Genomic DNA, 23,629 nt, shown 5'->3' with positions numbered 1-23,629 from the left:
CGGTGTTCATGCGCGGGCAGCAGGATGGGAGGAGCTGCGGTTCTGGGTGTCAGACCTCGCGATGGAAGCGGCGGCGGCCCTTGCCAGTCGAACGGTTGTACCGGTCGTACCGGTCGTAGCGGTCCGTCGAGGCGGTCTTGCCGTTGGCGCGGGCCCGGCGGTGGGCTCGGTAACGGTCGCGGAGGTAGGGGATGGCGCGCTGGAGGGCGAAGCTGATCAGCACGGGGTAGGGGGCGGGGTGGTTGAGTGCATCAACGACGCTGTCCGTGAGGGCGTCCAGGGGAATCTGCTGGAAGATCTCATACAGGCCTACGAGGCCGGCTCCCGGCAGGGCGATGAAGGCACCCTTGGCGGCTGCTCGTCGCATACGGGTGAGTCCGCTGCCCGCCTGGGTCTTGACCGTTGACGCCGGCCGGTCCAGCCGCTGGCCGGCTTCTGCCGCCGGAATCTGGAAGGCCAGGTGGGTCAGGAGGGCCTCCTGCTGGGGGCGGGGAATCCGGGAGAGCGCCGAGTACAGCGCGATCTTGTCGACGACCGCCTGGGCGGGATCGGGGGTACCGCTGCGGCTGAGGTCCTCCGGGACGGCAGAGGAGGTGTGCCTGACCGTGATGGTGAAGCCGTCCTCGGTCACGAAGCGGTAGGCCGCGCACATCTTGTAGATCTTGCGGCGGGCGGTGGTCCAGATCGCACGCTCGGGCTGGTCCCAGTCCCCGAAGCGCCGGAGAGCGACGGTCATCGTCTCCTGAGCGATGTCTTCGGCGGCCTGCCGGAAGTCCTCATGCCTGGGCAGCAGCCCCTCCAGCCTGTCCAGACAGAACCTGCGCACCCGCGGCTGGTAGAGCAGGAAGAAGCGGTCCCAGTCGTCGTAGTGGCGCAGACACCGGTCGCACCACCGGGATGGGTCGAGGTACTCCGTGATGGCACCTTCGGCGGGACCCTGAGACTCCAGCAGGTCGACGGGGGTGGCGCACCCCAGGCAGGGTGTGGCCAGGGGGATCAGGTCGGTCATCTCGGTTCTCCTCACGACCGCCGCAGGTGGGTCGGCCGCTGCACATGAGGCAAGCAGACCCGGCTTTGGACGGGCCCGGAGAGGAAAACCTCAAAAAATCTTGGTCGGCGGCCCCCGCGGTGCTGAACCTGGGTCAGGCGGCGCACCAGGCTTCCGCCAGCGCTGCGGGGCGCCGGTCTGGTCCCCGATGCCGCCCTGGCAACGCTGGTAGAGCTTCCCGGCGAGGCCGTGGCGCCTGGCCGCGCTCAGAGACAGGGGTGCGCGGGCGCTGTTGCCGGCGCCAGGGGCGTGTGCTCCGGCCTTCACGCTCTGGCGGCGGGGTGGCTGGCCATGGCGCTGGGCACTCGTGGATGCCTTCGAGGATGGAGCTTGCCGCCACAGAAGACGGCATATCGGAACTCGTCCCCGCCACGATCCATGACAACTTCCGCACCGATTGTCGTTCTGATGCATCATCGGATCGTTCTTGGTCGAGTGCGACCATAAATATGCATGGGCGTGAACTGAAGCGATGCCCGGGGTGAACAGAGGTTTGTGTGCCCGGCTGGGCACATGCGGCCATAACCCTCTGTGCGCGTGGCGCTGCACACTGCTCGGGGGTTATCGTCCCGCTCACCGGTATATGCCGGAAACGGCAAGTGCCCTGGCAGGGGGGTCCAAACCACAGCCAGGGCCTTGTTCAACCGTGCGACTTTGACTGCGTCTACACCTATGCCCTGAGGGAGCACTTCGTGCCGAACAATCGCAATCGCCGCCAACGCCCGTTACGGGCGCCGGAATCAGGTGCCGAAGGTATCATGGCCCCTTTTGCATCAGGGGAAACTTGCACGGCCGATGACTTGGCGGTCACGGCGGGCGGTGGACTGTTCATCGCCCTGCCCGTGCTGCCCATCATCCTCATCACAGGGGTCTCCGACCCTGCGGTCCTCACGGCTTTGGCCATGGCTATTTCGGTGCTGGCGGCGGGCAGTCGGCTCGTCTACAAGCGGGTTCGCCGATTCTGAAATTCGCCACCCCTGGCCACCGGCCCGCCTATCAGGGCCGGTGGCCTATGCCAGCCCAACATGCCCGATCAGGCCGTTACCCAGGGGTTTTCCCTGCCCAGCGGCCGTACGGGACCGCAGCGGGCCACCAAATTCCCTGACGCTTTCCCCCGAAAGGGGCACCTGATGCCCATCCCCGCCCCACGCCAGCACTTCCGCAAATGCACGCAGTGCGGCAACCCCTACTCCGTGCCCATCGGACCCGGCCGCCCGCGAGCCCACTGCTCGGACAAGTGCCGCTACGCATCCCGGACCTCAGGCCCGCCCGACCACGTCGAGCAGGACCAGGACCTCCAGACCGCCACCCACGACCTCCAGCTGGAGGTCACCCGCCTGATCTCCCAGCAGCTCTCCGAACCCCCCACCCACCAGATCCTTCAGCAGCTCCTCACCATCGAGAACCTGGTCGAGGACGCCAAGGCTGCTGCCGTCGCCCGCGGCCGCGCCCGCGGTGAATCCTGGAAGGACATGGCCACCGGAACCGGCTCCAGCCCCGACCACCTCCGCAAACGGTGGACACCCGACCGCGTCACCCGGCGCCTGGCCCGCGTGCGCACCGCCCGCGCCGCCCGCCCAACCCCCTGCATCCCCGCCCAGCGCACCGCCACCCACACCGGACACCCTGCCGGCGACCACACCGACGACGGCCCTGACCACATTCCTCTTAAGCCGACCCAGACCCCGCGCCAGCAGCTCGCCTGCGCTCTGTCCTTCCTGCAGCGCAAGACCGCGCGCTCCATCAAGGAGACCGCCCTCGACATGGGCATCTCCCCCTCCCACCTGTCGCGTCTGCTGGCCGGCAGCCGCGGACCGTCCTGGGACGTTGTCCGGCAGTTCGCTGCCGTCTGCGAAGCGGACCTGACCGTTTTACGGGTCCTGTGGGAAGACGCCCAGCGGCCACCCAGCCATGCCCCCGCCCCACCACCCGCCGACCCCACGGCCGCAGCCCGCCAGCTCTGGCTCTCCCTCAAGAGCCTCCACCTGGCCGCGGACAGCCCAGACCTGGGAACCATCCGGAAGGTCTGCAGCCTCGGCGCCGGCCGCCCCCTGAACGCTGGCGAAATCGCCCGCATCCTCAAGGGCGATCACGTCCCCGACTGGGAGACCACCGCCCGCATCATCCTCGCCCTGCGCGGCCGCCCGGCCGAACTCCGAGCCCTCTGGCAGGCCACCCAGCCCGCACCCCAGACACAGGACGCATCCGACGAACAACCCGTTCCCGCCAGGACCGAACCGGAGCCCGAACCATGAACCACCACACCCCGGACACCCAGCGCCTGGCCTTCGAAGCCTTCCAGACCCTCCAGCAGACGCACTACACCGCCTACGCCCGCGCCCACCTCGGCCCTCGCGACGCCGACCACGCCGTACGAGACACCTTCACCGCCATCCTCGCCGCCTGGCGCGACATCATCACCGACCACGCCCCCGCCCAGCGCGCCTGGGAACACCTACGCACCCATGTCCACCGCCATAGCCCACGCACCGACCGCGACGACATCCGCACCCTTGCAGCCCTCGGCTACAACACCCAGGCCACCGCCGCGCTTACCGGCCTGTGCCCCGGCAAAGTCCGCTTCCTCGAACGTTCAGCAGGGTTCGGATCCCCTTGACGGCCGCCTTGACGGCCGCCTTGATGGCGTTGTCTGAAACTCCCTACCTGGCTCGAACGTGATCAGTTGTCAGGCGCACCCGGCGACGGAGCCACGGGCGGTGGAAGAAGCGCGACGTCCACGCCGAACCGGCCTGGTCGTGGCCCTCATCACCGCCCAGGCCGCGCTGGAGGGAACCGACGCGGCCGTCGTACTGCGCGCCGCCGGACACGAATGGGAGTTGCACCTGTCCGTGCGCCCCGTGTTGGAGGCCCTGGTCTCCGGCGCCCGCCCTACCTTCGGGGACTTCGCCGAGCGCTCCGGCCTGACCGCAGAACAGGTCGCGGCCCTTGCCACGGAGCTGGTATCCAAGGATGCGGCCGCCGCCTCCCGCAGGTAGGACCCGTCATGTCCGAGGCCCCCGCCCCTGCCCCCGTCGATCGGATGCTGGCCGCCCAGCAGCACGCCGCCGACCAGTTCGGCCTGCGCGCCACCGGACGCCGGGTGTGGCGGTACCAGGGTCGGACCGTGTCGGCGGCAGCCGGCCCGCACTGGCTCCGAGTGGTCTGTGCCGAGGCCGGCACCGAGGGTGGAACGCCGTGGGACGGCCCTTCTGCCTCCCGCGTTCTGCCCGCCTCGGTGCCGCGCCCCGGCCTGTTCCGCATCCGGGACTGGACTGTCGACGCACACGCCTACCGAGCCGAGCTGTACGCCTTCGCCCCGGACCCGATGGTCTCCCCGCGCCCCGTCCTCGACGAGGACCCCGGCCTTCCCGAGGCATGGTGGAAGGAGATGGCTGCCGCCCTGGACGTCCTCGCCGACGTCCCGCCGCCGACGGACCGCGAAGCCGTACGCGAGGAGTACCTGCGTCGCGTCATCCCCCAGCTCACCGGCCACCAGGCCGACGCCGCCATCACCTGGAGCACCGCCCACGGCGACCTCCACTACGGCAACATCACCCGCAGCCCGCACATCCTGGACTGGGAAGGCTGGGGCCGCGCCCCGTACGGCTACGACGCCGCCACCCTGTACCTGTACGCGCTGCTGATCCCCGTCCGCAACGAGCTCGCCCCCGTCCTGGACCGGCCAGAGGCCCGCACCGGCCTGCTGACCGTGGCCGCCCTAGGCTGGAAAGGCCGCCACCACCGCGTCCTCGGCGACATTCACTGGTCCCACGCCCACACCGACCAGGCCGTCGCCGCCTTCGAAGCCGGCCGCACCGAAGCCGAAGAACACGCCGCCCCTGGCGAGCGCGTCATGATGCAGGTCCGCCTCGCCCTCGCACTGTCCTTCGCCAACCCCGACCGGGCCGGCGCCGAGCTTTTCCTCGCCCACCAGCTCCTTGAAACACTCGACCAGCGGTCCAACACTCTCCTGGCCCAGGTCGTCGCCCTGAACAAGGACGCCGGAACCGACGGCATCATCGACCGCGTCCGGAACCTGAACACCGACATCACCAGCGCGGGGCTGCCCTTCCTCCACCAGTTCGTCGAACTCGCCATCGCCTTCCACCACGCCGTACGCCAGGAGAACCAGGAGCTGGCCGCCACCATCGGCCGCCTGCGCCGCCCCACCGCGACCGGCGACTTCGTCTACTTCACCGACATCGCCCACTTCATGGGCGACCTGCCCCTGCCCGCTCCCACCACCACGCAGTGGATCGACAGCCCCGACGCCGTCCGCGCCCGCTGGCAGCACCTCGTCCAGCCCGACGGACCCGTACCGGCCGATAGCCGCAGCCGCACCCAGCCGCACCACGACGCCGTGGCGGAGGTTCCTATGCACGGACCGAACACGGATGGGGGCCCGGACCACATGTGGTCCGGGCCCCGATTTCACCCTGGCTGGCTGTTCAGCTGCTGGGCGGTGAGGTCGCTGGTTGCCGGTGTTCTTACCCACGTTCGCAGGCTCTCGAAGACGATCCTGCTCAGCCGAGCGGGAGGTGACTGTTCGGCTGGCCTCAGGCGGCTGTCCGCGAGAAATGCCTGGGCGGTAACTCTGGAACGCCTTGCTGCCGACGCAAGAGGGCGCTGGCAGCAAGGGGCCAGGCGGACACGAGAGTGTCTGCCTCGTGGTCAGGTCAGTCGAGAATGTCGGGGATCGGGGCGGTGTTGCTGCGCTGGAGGGCGGTCTTGGAGCCGGCTGCCGGGCCGAGGGCCCAGTCGGTGAGGGCCATGGAGTCCATGTAGCGCTCCTCGTCATTCAGCAGGACACCGATGATGGTTTTGCCGTTGCGGGTGACGGAGAAGACGAGGCACTTGCCGGCGGCCGTGGTCGTGCCGGTCTTGACGCCGAGCGCGCCCGGGACCCCGTAGCCGGTCGGCCGAGGCTGGATCAGCAGGTTGGTGTTGCTCCAGGCGGCGACCGCGGCGGTGCCGCCGGTGCTGTACGTGGTGGTCTTCACCAGCGTCTGGAACAGCGGGTCGGCCATCGCCTGACGGGTGAGCGTGGCCAGGTCGCGCGGGCTGGAGAGGTTGTTGCCGGTCGGCGAGATGCCGTCGAAGGAGTCGAAGACGGTGTTCGCCATGCCGAGTTCCTTGGCCTTGGCGTTCATCTTCGCGATGAAGTCCGCCGTACGGGCTGCCATGGTCGTACCCGTGCCGAAGGTGTCCGCGAGGGCGTACGCGGCGTCGCAGCCCGACGGCAGCATCATCCCGTACAGCAGCTGACGCACCGTCGGGGTCGCCCCGGCTTTGAGCTGGGCCGAGCTCGCTCCCTGGACGTAGACGTAGTCCAGGTACTCCTGCTTGACCGTGACCTTCTGGTCGAGGTTGAGGTTCGGCAGGGAGGTGACCACCAGGGCGGTCATGATCTTCGTGGTGCTCGCCATCGGGCGCTTGGTGTCGGCGTCCTTGGCGGCGAGCGTGGACCCGTTGGTGCCGTCGATCACTATGGCGCCGGCCGCGGTGAGCGTCGGGACGGGTGCGGCCTGGGCGGGAGACGTGGCCGCAAGCAGGGCGCCGGCGGCGATGGTCACTGCGAGCGTGCCCCGGGCGCGCCGCATCAGGGTGGAGATCACTTCAGTCCTTGATCGTGTTGAAGAACCCTGGGTGGGAGGCGCGGTAGCGGCTCCCACCCAGGAGGTCGCATGACCGGATTCCGCCGTCGTTGTCAGCAGGAGTGGCCGGAATTGGGTGGGTGAGGGCTGTGTGAACAGGACGGTGGTCCTGTTCGCACACCCCAGTGCCGCACTGCCGGGAAGCGTCCCGGTCACGTGCGGCGGAGGGTCGGTGGTCAGGGCTGGACGCCCTCGAAGGTGCCGTTGCCCCGGCCGCGGTGGAAGGACATCTTGTTGCCCTTCCAGCTGACGATGTCGATCTTGCCGTCGCCGTCGACGTCACCGGTGACGATCTTCAGCTCGGTCCAGGTGCCGGCCGCGGCCAGACCGCCGGCGTCCAGGGTCCCGGAGGCGTTGCCGGTCCAGCGGACCAGCGCGCCGTTCTCCCAGACGCCCACGACGTCGTCACGGCCGTCGCCGTTGAAGTCGCCGGTGCCGAGGATGATGACGCTGTTGAAGGAGGTGTCGGGCCAGATCTTCTTGCCGCCGTTGAAGTCGAGCTGACCGTTCGTACCGACCTTGTACGCGTACAGATCGCCGTTGGGGCGGGTCGCGAGGACGCCGTCCTTGGGGCTGGAGGGGTCGACCTTGTAGCGGGTGAGGTGCTTGAGCTGGGCCCAGGTGGCGTTCTGGGGGCTCAGGGTGACCGTGGTGGCGAAGGTGCCGTCGCCCTTGCCGGCGTGCAGGAGGATGCGGTCGCTCTCCCAGACGGCGGCGATGTCGCGCTTGCCGTCGCCGTTGAAGTCACCGGCGAAGATCCGCTGGACCGTCTTCCACACCCCCGGGGTCCCGACAGCCGTCGGGGTCGGCTCGAAGGTGCCCTCGGCGCGGCCGCGGTAGACCTGGAGGGTGCCGTTCTTGTCGACGGCGGCCAGGTCGGCCTTCCCGTCCCCGTTGAAGTCCGCCAGGACACGATGGTCGGTCAGGTTGCTGGTGTCGGGGCCCGGCTCGGTGACGTTGCCCTTGATCCACTGTCCCAGGTCATCGACACGCACGGTATAGGCGCCGGCGGTGGTGTTGGCCGCGTCAAGGCAGCCGGCCTGGCCGGACCGGGCCGTGATGCCGAGGAGGACCAGTTTGCCGTCCTGCAGACCGACGGCCGGGCCGCCTGCGTCGCCCTGGCAGACGGTCGCGTCAGCCGGGGACTTGGGCGTGACGAGAATGCCGGTCGCGTCGGAGCTGCCCGTCGTGAAAGTCGCGGAGTGGAGCTTGGAGGGCACCCAGTCCGTCTTCGTACGGCCGAAGCCCGCAACGGTGAGATCCTGAGCGGCTGCCGGAGGCGAGGTGGCCAGCGCGACCGGGGTGACAGCGGCGGCGGGCTTGTCCAGGCGGGCCAGGACGAGATCGCGGTCCGGGTGGGGAACGAGCGCGACGATGTCCGTGGTGTGGCCGCCGGATGTGGTCAGGTCGGTGCGGCCGACGGTGACGGTCGTCTTCTCCTTCGGCGCGCCCGCCGTCACGGTGCTGGTGTCCGCCGGGTTGTCCGCGAGGCAGTGCTTCGCGGTGAGGACCCAGCGCGGGTCAATCAGGGTTGCGGTGCAGGACCGCTTGCCCTCACCGACGGTGATCTTGCCGGCGAAGGCGAGGGTGGCATCCCCGGTGGGCGCGGGCGGGTTGGTGTTCTCGCCCGTGACGCGGAGCTCGATCAGAGTGGACTTGACCCGGTCCGAGGTCGCCTCGCCGTAGCCGGTGAAGTCGTTGGCGGGGGCGTCGATGACGGTCCTGGTGCCGTTGGCCTCGATGGTCGTCTTGACCGGGAAGGCCCCGGTCCAGATCCCGTACGCGGACGGCAGCTCAAGGGAGAGGTAGGCGGGCTTCGCCTTGACGTCGAAGCAGTAGTCCTTCAGACCCCGGGTGTTGACCGTCATGTCCTGAGTACCGTCACACGCCTGCAGCATCAGGTTGCCGTCACCGCGTTTGAGAGTGACGCCCTTCTCCGCCTGGATGGCTGCCGCGCCGGGGTAGGCGTAGTCCTCCACCGCATACGACATCGCTTCTACCCCCGGCAGAACGGGGTCAGCGCTGGCCGTGGGTGCGCCAGCGAGGGACAGGGCGGTCAGTGCGAGCGCTGACGGGACATTCGCCATCAGATATCTGCGCGCGCGGGATATAGCCATCACAGGCCTTCCAGGAAAGCAGGAGAAGGGACACTCGAGACCCCATTAAATTCGCCCTGCAAGTAAACCATAGTCAAGATCGACTTCCTTTTAAATGGGCGATGATCAACGTCTCAAAAAAACCTTAGGCTCGAGTACAACCGTCGCCCTTGCTGACATGCAGTCAGGTTTCCCTCCCGGGCAGCATCGGCTCCATCCAGCGAGACGCCCGCTCATGGCTGGATCTAAGTGGCTGAAAGTGCAGGTCACGACGTTGCGGTGTCGACACGCCAGAGTCCAGGGGAGGGTTACCGCAGCTGTACGATCTTCCGGACCAAGCCCTCCTCGAACGGCGCGGCAGGCTGCTATTGCCAGCCCGAGTCATAGCCAAGTCCCTGCGCAATCCCTTTTCTTGGGCTAATTCCATACCGTTCGAGGCTATCGGAGTTCATTTTTACAGAGGGGGAGCCGCATGAGGCGGCGAATATCCTCCCGGCCACCTGGTTCGGGAGAATTGAGAAGGTTTTCCGCGCGTAGCCGCGGTCTGAGGGGACTTCTTGCGGCCGGCCTGCTATCGGGACTACTGGGTACGCCCGCGGCAGCGGCCGCAGAAGCCCCGCCCCCGTCGCCGCAGGAGGTACGGAAGCAGATCGTCACCTTCTGGGAGACCGGCGGACCGGGCATCAAGGAGGCCGCCGAGCAGGCCCTGCTGGGCGGGCCGGAGGCAATCAAGAAGTTCCTGGACGAAGCCAGGTCCATCGAGCACGACGACAACCGGGTCGATGCCGCCCGGATGGCCATGGCCGGCGGTCCCGGGGTACGGCAGGCGGCCAAGAACGCCATGCTCGGCTCACCCGCCGACCTCCAGACGTTCCTGCTGTACGGGTACGAGGATCCGCTGGACGACGACCGCAAGGTCGACATCGCGCGGATTGTCACCTATGGCGGTCCCGGCGTCCGCGAGGCCGGCAAGGCTGCGTTGCAGGGCAGTTTCGCCGACCGCGAGGAGTTCTTGAACTCCGGCCAGTACGCGGCCCAGCAGGACGACAACCGGGTAGATGTGGCCCGGATGACAAACACCGGCGGCCCGAACGTCAAGGCAGCGGCCAAGGCCGCGCTGAAGGGCACGCCCGAGGACATTGTCGAATTTCTTGAGGTCGGGCAGTTCACCGCCCGCAGCCGCGACCAGGTCCACGCCTCGATCGAGGAGCTGACCGAACAAGCCAAGCAGGCCGGCAAGCAGGCCGAGGACGCCACCAAGCTGGCTGAGGAAGCCTCCGCCAAGGCCGTCACGGCAGCAGAGCTGTCCAAGACCGCCGCCCAGAACGCAGCCAGGGAGACCCAGGCAGCCAAGACCGACTCGCAGCGCGCCGCCGTCAAGGCAAAGCAGGCCGCCGACGCCGCCCGGGCTGCAGCGTCCGCATCGCAAGAGGCGATCGGTTCGGCCAACGCCGCCAACCGCGCCGCCCGCCGCGCAGCGCTCGCCGCCGCCCAGACCGCCTCGGCCGCCGCCGCTGCCGCCGACGCGGCGAACAGGGCCTACAACGCAGCGATCGCCGCAGCCGGAGACGCCGGTCAGGCAGAGAACGCCCGGGCTTCAGCAGCGACCGCGCGGGCCGCCGCACAGTTCGCAAGGCAGTCCGCCGCCGCAGCGGACTCCGCAGGCCGGGCCTCTGCAGCCGCTGGTGTGGCGTCCAACGCCGCCAAGAGCGCGGCGGCAAACGCTGATGCCGCCGCGGCCGCCGCTGAAGAGGCGAATGGATACGCCGACGAGGCAGGCGTCCACTCAGACGAGGCCCGGCAGGCTGCGGCCGAGGCACGTCGCCACGCCACCGCAGCCCGTGCCGCCGCCGACCGCTCAACCTCGCTGGCGAACCGCTCGGCCAACGCGGCGTACAGCGCGAGGGACGCAGCGAACTCAGCAGCCACACACGCCGAAAACGCTGCGGACTTCGCCGAGGAAGCCGCCCGCCAGGCCGGCAACGCCGCCACGTACGCCGACAAGGCCAAGAAGAACGCCGACGCCGCCAAGACCGCGGCGGAGACCGCCACGGCCGCCATGAAGAAGGCCCGGGAGATCTTCGACCTCGCCAACGAGACCGAAGCCGCCGACCTGACCACCCGCACCGAGGCTGCCATCGAGCGGGCACGCTCGGCCAAGGCCGCCAGTGACCAGGCAATCTCCGCCTCCGCAGCCTCCCAGGCCGCCACCCTGGAACTGCAGGACACCGCCAATCTCGCGGCCCAGGAAGCGGGGCGGCCCGACGCCGACGTCGCCTCCACCGCCAAGAAGGGGCGCGAGCTGGCGCTGCGGGCGATGAAACTCCTGGGCCCCTGGCACCAGGAAGCCGCAGCCCGCGCGCTCGCCGGCACCGACCAGGACGTCCTGGACTACCTGCGCATCCGCTGGAAGGAAGCCGATCAGCACGACGTGCGCCAGCGCGTCGTGGGCCTGAGCACCCAGAGCCCCTACGCCTCCGTCCGTAACACGGCCGCGGAGGCGCTCAAAGGCGCATTCGAGCAGATCCAGGGGTTTTACACCACCGGCCAGTACACCGCTGGCGCCGACGACATGAAGGTCGACGTCGCCCGGCTGGCCACCACCGGCGGCCCCGGTGTCAAGGATGCGGCCAAGGCCGCCCTCGCCGACGGCACCGGCAAGGCCTTCGCGACCTTCCTCCAGATCACCCAGTACACCGCGCGCCTCGATGACGAGAAGGTCATCACCGCCCGCCTCACCACCACGGGCGGAGACGAGCTCAAGGCCGCAGCCAAGATCGCCCTGGCCGGCCCGGCCAACCAGCTCCACGAGTTCGTCGCCACCGGCCAGTACATGGCCCAGCGCAAGGACGACCTCGCCGACCACCACAAGAACCAGATTGAAAGCCTCCTCGCCGAAGGCGACGCGGTAGCCGCCAAGGCACGAGAGAACAGCTGGAAGGCAGCCGAAGCAGCCTTCAAGGCCAAGCAAGCCGCCGCTGACGCCAACGACGCAGCAGTCCGAGCACAGCAGTCCGCCGACCAAGCAGCCGGATACGCCGCCTCGGCGAAAGCCTCGGCTGACAAGGCCGCCGCAAGCGCCACCGCAGCCGCGAACTCCGCCGCCACAGCGCGCGGCGCCGCCAGCCGAGCCGAAGCCGACGCCTCAGCAGCAGAAAATTCCGCCTCCCAGGCCGAGTTCTCCGCCAGCTACGCCCGCCAGTCCGCCCACGAAGCGAACAGGTCGGCGGACGAGGCGCGTGCCTCCGCCACCGCCGCGGGCAAGAGTAAGGACGCAGCTGAGGACGAGGCCAAGCAGGCCTGGACCGCGGTGATGCTGGTTCGGGAACGGGAAGAAGCCGAAGCACGCCGCCAGGCCGAAGAAGACCGCAAGCGGCGACAGGATGCAAAGCCGAAGCGGATCTGCGTCCCGCACCCCACTCGCGAAACCATGGCCCCGATCATGGCCTGCGTGAGGGACCCGGAAAACTCCGAGATCCGCATGCCGGAAATCGACCCCACCCTGCGCGCAATCGTGTGGGAACTCACCGGCCTGAACGACGTCAAGGCCTGCATCAAAGCACCGACGCTCGCCGGATGCACGATGGCTGCCGCCGGTGTCCTGCCCATCGGCAAACTCAAGCTCGCTAGCAAGGCCGCCGACGCCATCGACGACATCCGGCTCATGCGCGCGCTCCGCCGGACCATCGATTGTCCCAAGGTAAAGCCACCGCATAGCTTCCCCGCGGGGACGAAGGTGCTGATGGCCGACGGCACCCGCCGGAATATCGAGCAAGTCCAGGTCGGCGACCTTGTCACCGCAACCGACCCCACCAATGGCACCACTGCAGCCCGGCAGGTCACCCAGACCATCACCACCCCCGACGACCGGGACTTCACCAATGTCACCCTGACTGACGGCTCCAGCCTCACGTCCACGGACCACCACCCGTACTGGGCGGAGAATCGTAAGCGGTGGGTCGACGCCGTCGATCTCCGGAGCAACGACTCACTTCGCACCCCGGTCGGCATCACAGTCCAGGTTGGCCAAACCAGCCACTGGAAGGGGCTTCAGCCCGCCTACGACCTCACCATCGACAGCACCCACACCTACTACGTCAACACCGGCACCACCGACGTCCTCGTTCACAATACAGACGGCGTTCCCTGCTCGATGTGGGTTCTCGAAGCATGGTGGGACCTGCCGAAGACACAAAAAACCGTAGGATACGCCTTCTCCGAAGGTAAGAGGTTTTGGAAGGAACCTATCTGGAGCGGCAAGAGCTCCCTCTCTGATGAAATAAATGAGATTCTCAGAAAGTCGCCGGATTTCGATCTCGAAAAGGGTGGAGTTTGGGCGGCCGAACATGTAGAGACGAAGCTCGCGCTTTTCATGCGGAAAGGCAAGGCTCCAGACAAGATGGATGTCGTGATCAACACCAACTACGTCTGCCCGAAAGTTGGAGGAAAGCAGGGATGTCGCCAGGCTGTGCCAGCCATCCTGTGCAAGGGGCAGACGCTGATCGTCCACTACCCAGGCATGCCCGAGACTGTTGAGTTGGCAGGGCTGGCAACTGGCAAGGATTGCGACAGGTAGTCATTAAATAACCCAAGCGCCGCTCTGCACGTGCAGAGCGGCGCTTCTATTCAGCTAGCAGGCCCTATAGGCGCTCTCATCTTGGCGAGACTGCTTACTGCATGATAGGGAGGTCTTCCCAATCCGAATCGAGCCATTGCCCGCCAAGGAAAACCGGCAGGCTAATAGATCGATCCCCGTTCGGGCGAAGTAGCAAAAGAATACCTAGATCGCGAAGACTCGGCTGGCCATTCGAAGTAAAAAGAAGCTCGTGCCCGAGATCTGCCATGCGATCGATCCATGGATCGAGCTCAGACGGCAGCCGCCCCGTGAGGCCCTCATCACCAAAACTAACCTGCGGGCCAGAGAGCGGATCCACTGCCACGGCAACCAGCCTGAGATCATTGCGCTCAGAATAATACGCAGTAATCCCCTGATCTTGAAAGTCTGCGAAAATAGCAGACCCGTTCGAAAGGAGCCCGGCATCTGAGCCTAGGATCGAAGTAACTTCACGGGCATGCATACCGAATCGCAGCGGTCCCACGGATATCAGCGGATTCAGTGACCAGCTTTGTCGACTCTGAGACAACGGCTTTTCGAACCACATATTCCCTCGCAGCGATTTACTAGACGTTGCATGATCGCATACGAACAAGGGCCTCCGCGAGGCATCCTCCTTGAGAACCCGGTTGCATAGCAGGGGCCGCCGACTTCCCGGGCCCGGCGCACGGTCGATCAGGACCTTGGTGGCCCTGGCGATACCTGGGTCCGCTCCGGACAGCCCCGCGGCGGCACGGTGCGCTTCGATGGCGAGCCGGTAGCCCTCTGGCGGAGCAGGCCGCTGCACCGGTACGACGGGTGCAGCCTGCCGCGGGCCCGGGCCGGCCTGCACGCGCGAGGGCGTCAGGACGTGCAGGGCGCGGACGTTCGCCTGGGTCACCGTCTCGTTGGCCGCCGCGATCAGCTTCGGCGCGCTCCAGCGCAGTTTCGTGCCGACGACCGGAGCGTCAGGGACGACGTCCAGGCGGCCGGTGTCCGCGTCGAACGCCACGGCCTGCACGCGCCCGGCGAGCTCGGGCGCGGCCGCGGCGAGGATGATGTCGAACCGGGCGAGGACGCTGCCCCGGCGGCCGGGGCGACCACTGCTCTGGATCAGCGGTCGAGGAGGCCGAGTTCGCTGTCAGGGCGGCATAGGGGGCAGGCGATGGCTGACGGCACGGTCCGCAGGACTTCCAGGACCGACTGCCGGGTGGCCGCCCGCCCGCGGCTGGTGACCTTGCAGGCACCGGTGTGGACGCGGTCGGGCCTGCGGGAGACTCCGATGTCGTACTCGATCCACCAGCGGGGCGGCTCCGCCGACGGCCGACGGCGTGCCCGCTCTTCGTCGGCTGCCCGAACGACACTGATCCTCTCGTCGACCCGGGCGAGGGTGAGGTCCAGCCAGCGGCGTATCACCAGGAGCTGGTCCAGGGCCGGTGGCAGGGGCAGGAGGGGTTCGGGCATGACGGGCTACGCCGCCTCGGTTGCGTCATCGGGTTCCACCGGGCGGGTCTGCTTCTTGAGCTGCATCCGGGCGTCCACCAGGCTTTCACGCGGAACGGTCGCCCAGTGGGGGTGATCGACGACGGTGGTCGACAGCTCCCAGAGCCCGGCCCGCATCCGGTCGACGGTCTCTTTCTGTTCGTCGCTCCAGCCGGGGCTGTCGGGGACGTCTCCGCGGTGGGAGAAGCGCTCACCGCGCGCCCAGCCGGCCATCGGTTCCACGCTCCAGGGCAGTCCGGCCAGGTAGGCGCGATGCTCGGCGTGGGCACGGTGGAGGCGCTCCTGCAACTGGAGAAGGTCGTCGGGGAATGCGGGTGCAGTGGTGGTAGGCCATGTCCCCGCTATTCACCAGTGTCTTGGGCGCAGCCCCGGTTGTCGGGGCGGAGGCTTTCTGACGAATGCAGCCGTGGCGCCGAGGGCCAGGGCGTGAGCACAGCCAGCGCGGATGCGCCATATCGTGACGACTGGTTCCCTCTGGCGTTGTTCCGGGCATGGATGACGATCTGCTGGACGTGCTCCTTGATGGGGTGACCGAGCCGCGCCTGAAATTGATCAGCGAGGATGAGGCGAGGGCACTGATGGTCCTGCTCGGGCTGCTCGACGACGTGGAGCAGCCCGAGGATGTTCGTCATGCGGCCGGGGAGATGCGCTTTCGCATCGGGTCCCGTCTGGCGCTGCCCCTGTAGAAGGGAGGGCGTCTACTGGGTGGTGTCCAAGGGGACGGTCTCGTAGGAGACGGTCGCGCCGGGGCAGTCCTCGGCGAGGCCCAGGAGTGCGTCGCGCTCGCGGTCGTCGGCAGTCAGGGACCAGCGCAGCTTGGTCTCGACCCAGCCCGTGACGTACGCGCAGTGGTAGGTGGCGGTCGGGGGCAGCCATTCGGCCGGGTCCTTGTCGGCCTTGGCGCGGTTGGACTTCGCGGTGACCGCGATCAGCGAGGTCGGGCTGGCCAGGTCGTTGGCGTAGGCCTCGCGGCGCTTCGCGGTCCAGGCTGAGGCTCCGGAGTCCCAGCTCTCGGCGAGGGGGACGAGGTGGTCGACGTCGAGGCCGGAGGCGGCGGTGACCCAGGTGTTGTCGTAGGGGGAGAACCAGCGGCCGCCGGTGAGCTTGCAGCCGGGGGCGACCTCAGGCCGTTCGACGGCCTCTTCGAGGATGACCTCGGCGCGGGTGTTGCAGCCGTCGTTCGCGATCGCGCCCGCGTTCCAGTGCTTGAAGGCGGTGCGGACGTAACCGTCGCGGGATTCGGGGGCGGCCGGGATGCGGTCGATGCCTTCGAACAGGGACGCCGTCTCGACCGCGGACGGCAGGGTGACGGCTGTGGCCGGGCCGTCGGCGGCGGTGGCCGGCGCGGCGGTGGCGAGCAAGGGCAGGGCCGTGAGGGCAAGCGCGGGCAGGCCGCGGCGCAGCAGGTTTTTGATCACGCCCCGGGTTGTAGCCGCTCGTCGGGTTCGGCTGGGAGGGAACCCACGGTCCCGACACCCAGACGGGCGTGCTGATTCACCGAAGAAACGGCACACCACGCCTGGGCCGAGGATCGCCTCTGACGCCAACACACTCGTTGACACCGACCGGCGAGTTCTACGAGGGCGCCATCGCGCTGATCGACGCCGGGATCCCGCAGCTGGCCTTCTTCCTCGCCCGCCAGCTGGCCGAGCTGTCACTCAAGGCGTTCGTCGGGCCGGGAGTCAGGGACAGGCACGACCTCGGCAAGCTGTTGAAGCGGCTGCAGGAGAGCGGCGACGACCTGTTCGCCGCGGACACGGGCGCAACAGCGGTTGAGGTCGGCGATTCTCGCCGTCCGGGCCGGCCCGGTCCACTCGAAGGTGGACGGTGGCTGCGAGTCGGCCGTGATGGCCGGTCCTGGGCCGCGTTCGTCGGCGGGGTCACGGAGGCCTGAGTCGCGCCCTCGTGGGCCGGAGCGGCAGAGACGACAGAGCCTCCTGGCATGGCTGCCAGGAGGCTCTGTCGTTCTGCCCTGCCCGGCGGACGATCACCCGCCCTGCGGGAGGCAGGAACCGTCGGGGTTGCGTCCTTCGGCCCTGACGTCCACGTCTCCCGGGCGGATCGTGGCGGTGATGCAGATGCGGCCTTCGCCCAGGCCTATCCCGGTGGGACGGTCCCCGCTCGCGGCCCGGACGTCGATCCGCGCCGACAAGGGCGGCGCGAGTGCTGCCCTCGTACGGTCGAGGAGTCGTTCCTCGGTCAGACTGGACTCTCCCTGGAGCTCCTTGGCCAGCGCTTCCATGGCTGCCCTGCGGGGCTCGGCGGCCTTACGTTCGGCCGGAGTGAGCGACTCCCGCCCGGGTTCCGGCTTCGGGCTGCCGAACTGCGGACCGGCGTGCTCGGCGACCTGCCAGAGGAACACGCCGACGAGGCCGAGAAAGACCAGGACGGGGAGGACGCACCCCAGGAACAGGTACCGCCCCGTCCTCGGGGCACTGCCCCCGGGCTGAATGGCCATCAGATGGCACCGTATCCGATGTCGCGCAGCTTCTGCTCCATCACCTTCGCGTAGCCCGTGGTTCCGGCGGTCTTGGGGTGGAAGGACTCCCGGCTCAGGTTCCGACCGCTCCGGCGTGACGCACGATCAGCTCGTGGACGCTCTCGTCTCGGACGCGAGGAAACGGTCGGGGGTAGGTTAGTGCGCCCTGTGTGCGCCGGTCATGCGCCCTGGCTCTCAAACGGGCGCACTCTGTGATCCGGGTCACGTGAACTGCGGTTAACGCTGGTCGGCCCCCATGGCACAAGCGGACGCGAATGTTCCGCCAAGAACGCGTGTCCGTCGGTTAACCCGAGCGCCCGTTCGTGTCGGTGAGTACATGTGAGAGCACACAGCGTTCTCCTCTGGGCTGCGATGGCGCGGCCCGGGGTCTCACCGGAACAGGTAAGGAGGGTCAGTGGGGCACGAGATGTCCCGGTACACGCCGAAGCACGGCGCCTACCGGATGACCGCCGCGGGACCGGACGCCCAGCCGCGTCCGATAACCCGCACCGCCTCGCAGGCCAAGGCAGAACGCACGACCGCGCGCACCGAGCTGCGGCACGTCATCTCCCAGCAGCGCCTGGGAATCCAGAAGCCGGCCGCCGGGCCGCCGAACGACCAGGAGGGGGAGCGGTGAACGATTCGTCGTGGGAGTACGAGCTGACCAAGCCCGACCCGGCACCCGAGTTTCCCGCTGCCTTCGAAGGCTTCTTCGCCCAGTACAGGAACGGCTTCCTCAGGCTTGCCGGATCCCGGCTGCGCAACCGCCAGGACGCGGAGGACGCGGTCATGGAGGCGGCCTACAAGATGTATCGGAAGTGGGAGCGGATCATGGCCCACGAGAACCCGCGGGCGATGGCGTACCGGATCCTGCACGACCACCTCGTCGACTTCTACCGGCGCCGGGCCCGGATGGCCGGGCGCGACGAAGCCGCTCGCCAGCACGCCCCCGTCGCCACCGACTTCACGGGCCTGAGCGCGTTCGTGAAGCTCGATGAGGTCTTGGAGACGCTGGAGAAGAGCGCGCCGATGCAGGCCAACAGCGTGCGGCTGCGTCACCTCGCCGACCTCTCCTACGAAGACGTCGCGCTGTGTCTGGACATCACGCCGGGTGCGGCGAAGGCGAACGTGTCCCTCGGCTTGGCGAAGCTGAAGGAACTCATGAACATCCCTGACGCGGGGAAAGGGGATTGATGATGCTGGAAGAGATGCTCAAGGCGCAGGCCCGGGCTCTCCATGAGGAATATGACGACCAGGACACCGCCGGGTTCCTTCGCCGGCTGTCCGATCACATTGCAGAGGAGGCACAGCGTCCGCCGCGGGTACGGGTCGCGGGCCAGCTCTACGACGCGCCGGCCGAGCAGGAGGTGCCGGCGGCGGCTGTGGCGGTGAGGACGCAGGTGATGGCTCCCGCTCAGGTTCCGGACGCGCGGACCAGGACGCAGGGCTCGGTCCGGCCGCGGGTGCGGCGGCCGCTGCGGCGGCGGCCGACACCGATTGCGCCGCCCGACCCCAGCGTCAGCCCGTCCGCGGTCATCGACTACGTCCGCAGGCTCTGCGAGGTGGTCCTGGCCTCCAAGGACGTCGACCGGCTGCACAGCTTCGACAAGGACTACGACCAGGCCGGTGCGCGGACGTACGCGTGCCTGCTCTACACGCTCGGCCAGCTCGGCGCCGCGCTGTACTGGTGGCGGTTCGCGGCCGGCGCGGGCGACGCGCTCGCCGCCCATCTCCTGGCCGCCCACCACGCCGCAGTCGGGCGGACTCCGGACGCCAGGGTGTGGCGGGCCTTCGCCCAGATGCTCGGCTTCACCAACGACCACGTGCCCAAGCCCGTGCACACCGAGACCGTGCTCGCCGAGCACTTCGCGGTCCGCGTCCCGTGGGACCAGGAGCGGCAGTCCTTCTTCCGCGGCCTCCCCCGCGACCTCGCCACCCACTGACCCCCTTCCTGAAAAGGGTCGCTGAAAGCGCTGGTGCACCCGGCTCCACCGAGTAGCCGGGTGCACCAGCGCCTCAGCCCAGCGCGCCTAGCACCGGCAGAGGTCCCCACAGAAGACCTGAACGGAATTTGCCACCCGCACCGGTGAGACGCCGTGAACAGCGAAGCCGCGGTGGCACAACATGGAGCCCGCCCCGAACCCGTCGCGCAGACGGCCTCCCGGGCCCGCTCCGCCCCGGCGCCAACAGGGCGTCAGCTCGCCTTCCCCACCAGTTCGTGCGATCACGCATGCCCAGATCCAAGGGACCCTCATGTCTCAGACGTCCTCGACTCAGCAGCCGGACCCCTCCCCCGCCCCACAGCAGCAGCCGGCTCCGCCCACACCCGCGGGGATCGCCGTCCTGCCGCTCCTGGTCCTGCTCTTCGTCCTCGTCGTCCTCATCATCGGCGCCGGCCTCCTCTACCTGACCGTCGCGCACCCCGGCCTCGCGGTGCCGCTCACGGTCGCGGTCGGCGGCGTCACCGTCATCCTTACCATCGCCGGGGTCATCGCCGCCTTCATTACGGCCTCCCGGAGGTAGTCGGACGTGTCACCGCCGCTGAAGGGCGGCTGAGTCGGACGTCGTCGGCCCCTGGTACTCCGATGGTTGCGAGGGCCCGCGGGGCGGGCCGGACTCGGGCAGGCACGGCGGCTCGGCTCGCACACCGCAGCAGCCTGCTGATCCACCCCTCCGCGATGGACGGATCCGCTCGGTCTCAGCGATGTCGGAGGGCCCTGCGAAGATCACGGCCATGGAGCTTCCCACCGCCCTCGCCGGGCTCGACGCGCACCCCTGGGCCGTCGTCAACCACGGCTACGGTCCCGCCGAAGACCTGCCGGACTTGCTGCGCGTCTTCGCCGAGGGCGGGCAGGACGCCGAGGAGGCACTGGAGGAGCTGTACAGCTCGATCGTGCACCAGGGCACCGTGTACGCGGCCAGCGCCGACGCCGCCCCGTACCTCGCCCGCATCGCCGCCTCCGGCCGGCAGAGCGTCGACGCGCTCCGGCTGCTCGGCTGCCTCGCCGAGAGCGAGGACGAACACGACGTCGAGCCGGGCGCCGTCTCGCCGAGGCGGTGCTGCACTCGGCCGAGACCCGCGCCGACCTCAAGGGCGCCAGCCGTCAGCTGCGGGGCCCTTCCCCCAGCGGCCGACGCCAGGACGAGAACGATTCCGACTTGCCCATCTTCGAACTGATCCTCCTCCTCAAGCGTGGCCCGGAGGAGGACCCGGCGTACCTTCACGGTCTGTGGAAGATGCGGATCACGTACTCCTGGGCGAGGTGTTCTGTTCGTCGGCTCGGCCCGAATGAGGTCCTCACGGTGCGCACGCCGTCCGGGGCACCAGAGGGGTCGACGATCGTCGCGATCGGCTTCGCCGACGCAGACGGCCGGCACTGGAACCGCGAAGAGACAGGCCGCCTGCACCGGGTGCCGTCACCGTCGAGGCCTCCGCTCGACCCGAGCTTCCACGACTCCTTCGAGTACCAAGCCCCCGCACACCTCGTGGAACGTGAGCCGATCCCTCACGAGACAGCAGGCGGACAGGCATAAGACGAAGAAGGAAGTTACTTGTAACAGACAGTAGCCACCCCTCTCCTGCCCGCGGGTGTACCAAGGTCCTGTGCCTACGGGCACGGCGCGGGGCGGGGCCGGGGCGTGCCGGTGAGTGGGTGGTGGGGTGTTCTGTTACAAGTAACTTGAAGCCCGGATAGGGTTCAGGGTTCGAGTGCTCTCACCAGCCTGGAGAAGCCCTGTGCGGTTCATCGTCCAACCCGGCCGAACCTTCCCCTCCCCCGCTGGCCCGCGGGCCGCCGTCCTCGTCCCGAACGACTGGGACGACCACAACTACCGGACCAGCTACGACCTCTGGATCCGCCTCGGCGACGGCAGCCTCCCCATCGAGATCGGGCGCGTGAAAATCGCCCTCCTCGACCAGGAACCCGGCCCCAGCCCGCTACCCGCGGGCGTCCACGAGGGCGGCTTGCCGCGCGGGATCGGCGACTGGGTCTCCCTCGGCCAGGACGACCTGTACTACGAGAAGATCGAGGATCTCGGACCGGAGCTGTGCCGCGAGATCCTGACCGGCCTGAACGACCTCGCCTCCGACTTGCACGCGTTCGAGAGCGCGCAGGATGCCGACGTCGTCAAGACCTCCCTCCTGCGAAGTGTCACCCCGGAAACGGTCACCCAGCAGTTCAGCCGCATCCTCGCCGGCGGGCAGCGGCTGACGAGCTACAACTTCCGCTTCCACCCCCCGCACGCCCCCGATGCCCCACCACCCCTCGCGCTGGAATTCGAGGTCAGGCCCAAGTCGGTACCGTCCAGCAACATTCACGTGCTCATCGGACGCAACGGGGTGGGAAAGACCACGCTCCTGCGGTCCCTGGCGATAGCCGCCGTGCGCCCCCTCGACCAGCCCGAGACCGCCGGACACCTCACCTACCTCGAAGAGACAGGATTCACCAACGTCCTCCTGGTCACCTTCAGCGCGTTCGACCCCTTCACCGGGATCTCCCCCTCCCATACCCCGACCAGGTACAAACACATCGGCCTGACCAGACAGACGCTCACCATCGACATCAACGACGCCATGCCCGCCCGCCTCAAGGACAGGGGGGAGCTGGCCGACGAATTCATCGACAGCCTCCACTCAATTCTGACCTCCGGGCACTACGACCGCTGGGTCGAAGCCCTGACGACCCTGGCCAGCGACGCCCAGTTCGACGCCGCCGTCCTCAGCGAAACCACCGCGCCCCTCGCCTACACCAGCACCGACGACCCGCCCACGAGTTTCCTCATCAACGAAAGCCGCTCCGACGTGCTGTCGAGCACGGGGCGGGGCTGGCACGAGATCTTCACCAGCCTCAGCTCCGGACACGCCCTCGTTCTGCTCACCCTCACCCGGCTCGTGGACTTGGTCGCCGAACAAACACTCGTACTACTCGACGAACCCGAATCCCACCTCCACCCCCCACTGCTTTCCTCCTTCGTCCGTGCACTGTCCGACCTGCTGACGGAGCGCAACGGTGTCGCCATCACCGCAACGCACTCTCCCGTCGTGCTCCAAGAAGTCCCCAAGTCCTGCGTCTACAAGATCAGCCGCGCTGGCCGGCTCCGCGCACGGCGCCCCAGGATCGAGACCTACGGAGAGAACGTCGGGGTGCTCACCCACGAGATCTTCGGCCTTGAAGTGATGAAGTCCGGCTTCTATGCCGAGATCGAGAAGGCAGTCGAGGAACACAACACCTACGACCAGGTGCTCAACCACTTCGGCGGACAGCTCGGCGACGAGGCTAAGGGTCTCGTCCGTATCCTGCTGGCGGACAGGGAAGACGAGAGCCTCTGATGTGGCACCTGGATCCGCCTGAGCTCAGCGCCCGTGACAGCTGGGAGCGGTGCACCCTCAAGTCTCGGGGCCCCAAGGGCACCAAGGGCTTCGGCGAGAAGCTGCGGAAGGCCGTCGGCACAGCACAGACGGCGGCAGACGCGTTCGTGACCGCCGCCCGGGCATCCACCCTTCACCACCTCGAACCGACAGCGCTCGGGCTCGGCGACGGCATAGAGAACAAGACGATCACGACGATCGTCTACGAGAACGGCATGGTGCGCGTCGGCACTCCAGGCCGCGAGATCTACGACGCGTTGATGGACGCGCCTGAGGACGGCCTCTGCCCGCTGTGCAAGCACAGCGAGGCCACCCAGCTCGACCACGTGATGCCCAAGGCAGTCCACCCCGCCCTGTGTGTCGCGCCGCAGAACCTCGTACCAGTCTGCGGAATCTGCAACCACACCAAGAGCGACGGCACCCCGGAAGATGCCGACAAGGTGCTCCTGCACCCGTACTACGACCACGTCGACCACGAGACCTGGCTGGATGCGGCAATCACTCCTGGCAGCTATGGCCTGTTGAAGTACTTCGTCGCCGCGCCCCCCACCTGGGACAGCGTGCTCACAGCCCGCGTCCAGCACCACTTCGAATTCCTCGAACTCGGCAAGCGCTACAGCACCCGCGCCAACGGAACCCTCCGAGGCATGCGGCACCACCTCACCCGACAGCTCGACGCCATCGGCCCGGCGGGCGTCCAGGCTTACCTGAATGAACTGGCCGACAGCCACCTCGCCGCAGACCTCAACCACTGGACCGGCGTGGCCTACCGCGCGTGGGCCCGGGACGATGCCTTCTGCGAAGGATCCTTCGCAGAACAGCCCAGCCCGGACAGCCCCTGACCAAGGCAGGATCGATTCCGGTAAGGACCGGGCAAGCCCCGCCGT

At 68.3% G+C, this 23,629-nt stretch carries 24 protein-coding genes; 16 read left to right on the top strand and 8 right to left on the bottom strand.

Translation table 11 applies throughout. The features are described 5' to 3' along the window. Positions 1-49: 49 nt before the first annotated feature. A complete protein-coding gene (locus ABZW32_RS15050) occupies positions 50-1,009 on the bottom strand; it encodes a sigma-70 family RNA polymerase sigma factor (protein WP_356215559.1) in 960 nt (319 codons plus the stop codon). Positions 1,010-1,740: 731 nt separating this feature from the next. Here ABZW32_RS15050 and ABZW32_RS15045 point away from each other — a divergent pair. The 5 genes from ABZW32_RS15045 to ABZW32_RS15025 all read left to right on the top strand — a co-directional run bounded on the left by ABZW32_RS15045 (position 1,741) and on the right by ABZW32_RS15025 (position 5,813). Further along, complete coding sequence (locus tag ABZW32_RS15045; protein ID WP_356215557.1) at positions 1,741-2,013, top strand: hypothetical protein; 273 nt, start codon at positions 1,741-1,743, stop codon at positions 2,011-2,013. Positions 2,014-2,178: 165 nt separating this feature from the next. Beyond that, entirely contained in the window at positions 2,179-3,303 is a 1,125-nt protein-coding gene (locus ABZW32_RS15040) for a helix-turn-helix transcriptional regulator (protein ID WP_356215555.1), read from the top strand. After that, complete coding sequence (locus ABZW32_RS15035; RefSeq protein ID WP_356215553.1) at positions 3,300-3,665, top strand: hypothetical protein; 366 nt, start codon at positions 3,300-3,302, stop codon at positions 3,663-3,665. The genes ABZW32_RS15040 and ABZW32_RS15035 overlap by 4 nt, the downstream gene beginning before the upstream one ends. 100 nt (positions 3,666-3,765) lie before the next feature. Next, a complete protein-coding gene (locus ABZW32_RS15030) occupies positions 3,766-4,044 on the top strand; it encodes a hypothetical protein (protein ID WP_356215551.1) in 279 nt (92 codons plus the stop codon). An 8-nt stretch (positions 4,045-4,052) separates the two neighbouring features. Then, the gene (locus tag ABZW32_RS15025) at positions 4,053-5,813 is read left to right on the top strand and encodes a hypothetical protein (protein WP_356215549.1); all 1,761 of its coding nucleotides are present in this window, start codon (positions 4,053-4,055) and stop codon (positions 5,811-5,813) included. Here ABZW32_RS15025 and ABZW32_RS15020 read toward each other — a convergent pair. Further along, the gene (locus ABZW32_RS15020) at positions 5,725-6,663 is read right to left on the bottom strand and encodes a serine hydrolase (protein WP_356215547.1); all 939 of its coding nucleotides are present in this window, start codon (positions 6,661-6,663) and stop codon (positions 5,725-5,727) included. The genes ABZW32_RS15025 and ABZW32_RS15020 overlap by 89 nt on opposite strands. 215 nt (positions 6,664-6,878) lie before the next feature. Next, entirely contained in the window at positions 6,879-8,693 is a 1,815-nt protein-coding gene (locus tag ABZW32_RS15015; protein ID WP_356215545.1) for an FG-GAP-like repeat-containing protein, read from the bottom strand. Positions 8,694-9,312: 619 nt separating this feature from the next. On the opposite strand from ABZW32_RS15015, the gene ABZW32_RS15010 reads away from it, so the two are divergent. After that, positions 9,313-13,374: a DddA-like double-stranded DNA deaminase toxin gene (locus tag ABZW32_RS15010; protein ID WP_356215543.1), complete on the top strand. Its 4,062-nt coding sequence runs from the start codon at positions 9,313-9,315 to the stop codon at positions 13,372-13,374. 94 nt (positions 13,375-13,468) lie between these two features. Here ABZW32_RS15010 and ABZW32_RS15005 read toward each other — a convergent pair whose 3' ends face one another. The 3 genes from ABZW32_RS15005 to ABZW32_RS14995 all read right to left on the bottom strand — a co-directional run bounded on the left by ABZW32_RS15005 (position 13,469) and on the right by ABZW32_RS14995 (position 15,183). Further along, positions 13,469-14,404, bottom strand: coding sequence for a hypothetical protein (locus ABZW32_RS15005; protein WP_356215541.1), 936 nt, complete (start codon positions 14,402-14,404; stop codon positions 13,469-13,471). 101 nt (positions 14,405-14,505) lie between these two features. After that, on the bottom strand, positions 14,506-14,856 hold the full coding sequence (locus tag ABZW32_RS15000) for a DUF6233 domain-containing protein (RefSeq protein WP_356215539.1): 351 nt from the start codon (positions 14,854-14,856) through the stop codon (positions 14,506-14,508). A gap of 6 nt (positions 14,857-14,862) precedes the next feature. Continuing rightward, on the bottom strand, positions 14,863-15,183 hold the full coding sequence (locus ABZW32_RS14995) for a hypothetical protein (protein WP_356215537.1): 321 nt from the start codon (positions 15,181-15,183) through the stop codon (positions 14,863-14,865). A 203-nt stretch (positions 15,184-15,386) separates the two neighbouring features. Here ABZW32_RS14995 and ABZW32_RS14990 point away from each other — a divergent pair, with 203 nt between their 5' ends. Further along, entirely contained in the window at positions 15,387-15,581 is a 195-nt protein-coding gene (locus ABZW32_RS14990) for a hypothetical protein (RefSeq protein ID WP_356215536.1), read from the top strand. A 12-nt stretch (positions 15,582-15,593) separates the two neighbouring features. Here ABZW32_RS14990 and ABZW32_RS14985 read toward each other — a convergent pair whose 3' ends face one another. Then, positions 15,594-16,313 carry an HNH endonuclease family protein gene (locus ABZW32_RS14985; protein ID WP_356215534.1) on the bottom strand — a complete coding sequence of 240 codons (720 nt, stop codon included), beginning with the start codon at positions 16,311-16,313 and terminating at the stop codon, positions 15,594-15,596. A 137-nt stretch (positions 16,314-16,450) separates the two neighbouring features. On the opposite strand from ABZW32_RS14985, the gene ABZW32_RS14980 reads away from it, so the two are divergent. Further along, on the top strand, positions 16,451-16,789 hold the full coding sequence (locus tag ABZW32_RS14980) for a hypothetical protein (RefSeq protein ID WP_356215532.1): 339 nt from the start codon (positions 16,451-16,453) through the stop codon (positions 16,787-16,789). A gap of 93 nt (positions 16,790-16,882) precedes the next feature. Here the strand turns inward: ABZW32_RS14980 and ABZW32_RS14975 are convergent, their stop codons facing one another. Then, on the bottom strand, positions 16,883-17,353 hold the full coding sequence (locus ABZW32_RS14975) for a hypothetical protein (RefSeq protein WP_356215531.1): 471 nt from the start codon (positions 17,351-17,353) through the stop codon (positions 16,883-16,885). Positions 17,354-17,789: 436 nt separating this feature from the next. Between ABZW32_RS14975 and ABZW32_RS14970 the strand changes: the two genes are divergently transcribed. From ABZW32_RS14970 to ABZW32_RS14935, 8 genes are all read left to right on the top strand, one after another. Next, positions 17,790-18,011, top strand: a complete 222-nt coding sequence (locus ABZW32_RS14970; protein WP_356215529.1) for a hypothetical protein — start codon at positions 17,790-17,792, stop codon at positions 18,009-18,011. After that, the gene (locus ABZW32_RS14965; protein ID WP_356215527.1) at positions 18,008-18,568 is read left to right on the top strand and encodes a sigma-70 family RNA polymerase sigma factor; all 561 of its coding nucleotides are present in this window, start codon (positions 18,008-18,010) and stop codon (positions 18,566-18,568) included. Before ABZW32_RS14970 ends, ABZW32_RS14965 begins: the two co-directional genes overlap by 4 nt. After that, positions 18,568-19,317 (top strand): hypothetical protein, encoded by a 750-nt coding sequence (locus ABZW32_RS14960; protein ID WP_356215525.1) that lies wholly within the window; start codon positions 18,568-18,570, stop codon positions 19,315-19,317. The genes ABZW32_RS14965 and ABZW32_RS14960 overlap by 1 nt, the downstream gene beginning before the upstream one ends. A gap of 310 nt (positions 19,318-19,627) precedes the next feature. After that, positions 19,628-19,897, top strand: a complete 270-nt coding sequence (locus ABZW32_RS14955; RefSeq protein WP_356215523.1) for a hypothetical protein — start codon at positions 19,628-19,630, stop codon at positions 19,895-19,897. A gap of 211 nt (positions 19,898-20,108) precedes the next feature. Then, positions 20,109-20,552 (top strand): hypothetical protein, encoded by a 444-nt coding sequence (locus ABZW32_RS14950; RefSeq protein ID WP_356215521.1) that lies wholly within the window; start codon positions 20,109-20,111, stop codon positions 20,550-20,552. Continuing rightward, complete coding sequence (locus ABZW32_RS14945; RefSeq protein ID WP_356215519.1) at positions 20,534-20,908, top strand: hypothetical protein; 375 nt, start codon at positions 20,534-20,536, stop codon at positions 20,906-20,908. Before ABZW32_RS14950 ends, ABZW32_RS14945 begins: the two co-directional genes overlap by 19 nt. A 202-nt stretch (positions 20,909-21,110) precedes the next feature. Beyond that, entirely contained in the window at positions 21,111-22,703 is a 1,593-nt protein-coding gene (locus ABZW32_RS14940; protein ID WP_356215517.1) for an AAA family ATPase, read from the top strand. Then, a complete protein-coding gene (locus ABZW32_RS14935) occupies positions 22,703-23,584 on the top strand; it encodes a hypothetical protein (RefSeq protein WP_356215515.1) in 882 nt (293 codons plus the stop codon). Before ABZW32_RS14940 ends, ABZW32_RS14935 begins: the two co-directional genes overlap by 1 nt. Positions 23,585-23,629 lie beyond the last annotated feature (45 nt).

The sequence above is a fragment of the Streptomyces sp. NPDC004667 genome, assembly GCF_040609475.1.
Lineage (GTDB): Bacteria > Actinomycetota > Actinomycetes > Streptomycetales > Streptomycetaceae > Streptomyces.
The sequence above is the reverse complement of the archived record's forward strand: the minus strand, read 5'-3'. Positions and strand labels throughout refer to the sequence as shown.